The sequence below is a fragment of the Aquabacterium sp. UBA2148 genome, from assembly GCF_002328915.1.
Lineage (GTDB): Bacteria > Pseudomonadota > Gammaproteobacteria > Burkholderiales > Burkholderiaceae_C > Aquabacterium > Aquabacterium parvum.
The window spans coordinates 1-2478 of record NZ_DCXA01000017.1 but is presented as its reverse complement, the minus strand read 5'-3'; the positions used below and the strand labels follow the sequence as shown (position 1 = coordinate 2478).

The 2478-nt window shown below is 69.0% G+C and carries 3 protein-coding genes; 1 reads left to right on the top strand and 2 read right to left on the bottom strand.

Features of this window, described 5'->3' with window-relative positions; translation table 11 throughout:
* Positions 1–17 precede the first annotated feature (17 nt).
* Together B2W70_RS00725 and purE are read right to left on the bottom strand one after the other, a co-directional pair.
* Positions 18–1202: a 5-(carboxyamino)imidazole ribonucleotide synthase gene (locus B2W70_RS00725; RefSeq protein ID WP_286742028.1), complete on the bottom strand. Its 1185-nt coding sequence runs from the start codon at positions 1200–1202 to the stop codon at positions 18–20.
* Entirely contained in the window at positions 1199–1678 is a 480-nt protein-coding gene (purE, locus tag B2W70_RS00720) for a 5-(carboxyamino)imidazole ribonucleotide mutase (RefSeq protein WP_414631013.1), read from the bottom strand. Before purE ends, B2W70_RS00725 begins: the two co-directional genes overlap by 4 nt.
* 159 nt (positions 1679–1837) lie before the next feature.
* On the opposite strand from purE, the gene B2W70_RS00715 reads away from it, so the two are divergent.
* Positions 1838–2478, top strand: a 641-nt coding sequence (locus tag B2W70_RS00715; RefSeq protein ID WP_286742026.1) for a thioredoxin family protein, incomplete at its 3' end; no start/stop codon positions are given.

Here is a 2478-nt window from a genome sequence, read left to right as displayed (position 1 = left end):
GGGGGCTCGGTCTGCCTTCAAAAAGGCTCGATGCCGAGGATGGTGGCAGCCTTGAGCGCCGTGGCGCGCGCGGCATCCGCCGTGGCACCGGTGACGGTGAGGTGCCCCATCTTGCGACCCACGCGGGCATCGGTCTTGCCGTAGAGGTGCAGGTGGGTGCCTGACAGGGCCAGGACGGCGGCCCAATCTGGCTCTTGCTGCACCTTCACGCGCTCGCCACCCTGCACCGGGAACCACAGGTCGCCCAGCAGGTTGAGCATGAAGCAGGGGCTGTGCAGCACGGGCTCGACCAGGGGCAAGCCCGTCATGGCCCTCACCTGCAATTCGAACTGCGACACATCGCAGGCGTCGATGGTGTGGTGCCCGCTGTTGTGCGGGCGTGGCGCCATCTCGTTGGCCACGATGCTGCCATCGGCCAGCACGAAGAACTCGATGCAAAGCACGCCGACGTAGTTCAGCGAGGCGGCGATCTGGTGAGCGAAGGCGTAGGCTTGCTGCGACACCGCTTCGGTCACGTTGGGCGCAGGCACTTGCGTCACAGCCAGGATGCCGTCTCGGTGCAGGTTCTGCTGCAGCGGGAAATGCACGATCTGGCCATCGCGTCCACGCGCCACGATGACGCTGACCTCGTAGGCCAGGGGCAGCATCTTCTCGAGCACGCAGGGCACCTGCTGCAACTGGCCCCAAGCGGCGGCCAGCTCTTCGCGGGTCTTGACGCGAACCTGGCCCTTGCCGTCGTAACCCATGCTCGAGGTCTTGAGGATGCCGGGCAGCAGCTCTTCGGTGATGGCAGCCAGTTGCTCGGGCGTCTCGATGACGGCGTGCGGGGCGCAGGCCACGCCGCAGCCGACAAAGTGGGCCTTTTCGCGGGCGCGGTCCTGGCAGACGGCCACGGCGCTGCCCGAGGGCGCCACGGGGCGCGTTTGAGCCAACTTGGCCAGGGCGGCAGCCGGCACGTTCTCGAATTCGGTGGTGATGGCGGCGGACACGCGCGCCAGGTCGGCCAGGCCCGATTCGTCGAGGTAGGGGGCGCGGATGTGCTCGTGCGAGACCAGGCCTGCCGGGCTGGCGGCATCGGCGTCGAGCACGGCGGTGCGATAGCCCATGCTTTGCGCGGCGTGCACGAACATGCGGCCTAGCTGGCCGCCGCCCATCACGCCAAGGGTGGCGCCGGGCAGGATCACGTCCTTGGCGGCGCTCATGCTTTGGGTTCCATGGTCAGGTCGTTCGTCATCGCACGGGCGACTTCGGTCTGGCGGGCGCGGAAGGCATCGAGCTTGGCGCGCAGCGCCGGGTTGCCGTGGGCCAGCATGGCCACCGCGAACAAAGCCGCGTTGCCCGCGCCAGCCGTGCCGATGGCAAACGTGGCCACCGGGATGCCCTTGGGCATCTGCACGATGGAGTGCAGCGAATCGACGCCTTGCAGGTGCCGCGACGGCACGGGCACGCCCAGCACCGGTACCGTGGTCTTGGCTGCCAGCATGCCCGGCAGGTGGGCCGCACCGCCCGCGCCGGCGATGATGGCCACCAGGCCCCGCTCGGCAGCGGCCTCGGCGTAGCGGAACATGTCGTCGGGCATGCGGTGGGCCGAAACCACCTTGGCTTCGAAGGCGATGCCGAACTCGGTGAGAATGTCGGCGGCGTGCCGCATCACGTCCCAGTCGCTGCTGGAGCCCATCACCACGCCCACCTCGATGGCGTTGGGGTTGGATGGGTTCTGGGTCTGGGGGGATGTGCTCACCGCGGGCTCCTGTCTCGTCAAAGGACGGATTTTAGGCCAGGGCCCGCACCTGGCGTGCTGGGCCCGGCCCGCCTCATTTCACCCTGTGATCGCACCATGATCGACATCACCTACGAGAACTTCGAAGCCGACCTCATCGCCGCCTCCACGCGCCTGCCCGTGCTGCTGGACATCTGGGCGCCCTGGTGCGGCCCGTGCAGGCAGCTCGGCCCCGTGCTGGAAAGCCTGGAAGCCGAGTACGGCGGCCGCTTCATCCTGGCCAAGGTCAACGCCGACGAGTACCCCGAGATCTCGGGCCAGCTCTCGCAGATGTTCGGCGTGCGCTCCATCCCGTTTTGCGTGATGTTCGTGGGCGGCCAGCCGGTCGATGGCTTCGTGGGCGCCCTGCCCGCCGAGCAAATTCGCGGCTTCCTGGACAAGCACGTGCCCTCCGAGGGCGAGGTGGCCGCTGAAGCCGAGGTCGCGCAGGCCGAAGGGCTGGCCGCCGACGGCCAGACCGGCGGCGCCGTCGACATGCTGCTCGACGCGCTGGAAAAAGACCCGAGCAACGACGAAGCCCGTTACGACCTGATCCTGCTGATGCTGGCCGAGGGCTCGGACACCGCCTTGCAGCACGCCACCCTGGTGGCCGAGCCGCTGCGCCCGCGCACCAGCGGCCCCATCGTCGAGGCCCGCCCGGCCGCCTTCGTGCGCGTGCTCGATGCCGTCATCGGCGTGCGCGCGCAGGGCCGCCCGCT

Excerpts from the sequence above, each read along its gene's own strand:
- B2W70_RS00725 (WP_286742028.1), bottom strand. The coding sequence starts at position 1,202 with ATGAGCGCCGCCAAGGACGTGATCCTGCCCGGCGCCACCCTTGGCGTG.
- purE (WP_414631013.1), bottom strand. The coding sequence starts at position 1,678 with ATGGGCTCCAGCAGCGACTGGGACGTGATGCGGCACGCCGCCGACATT.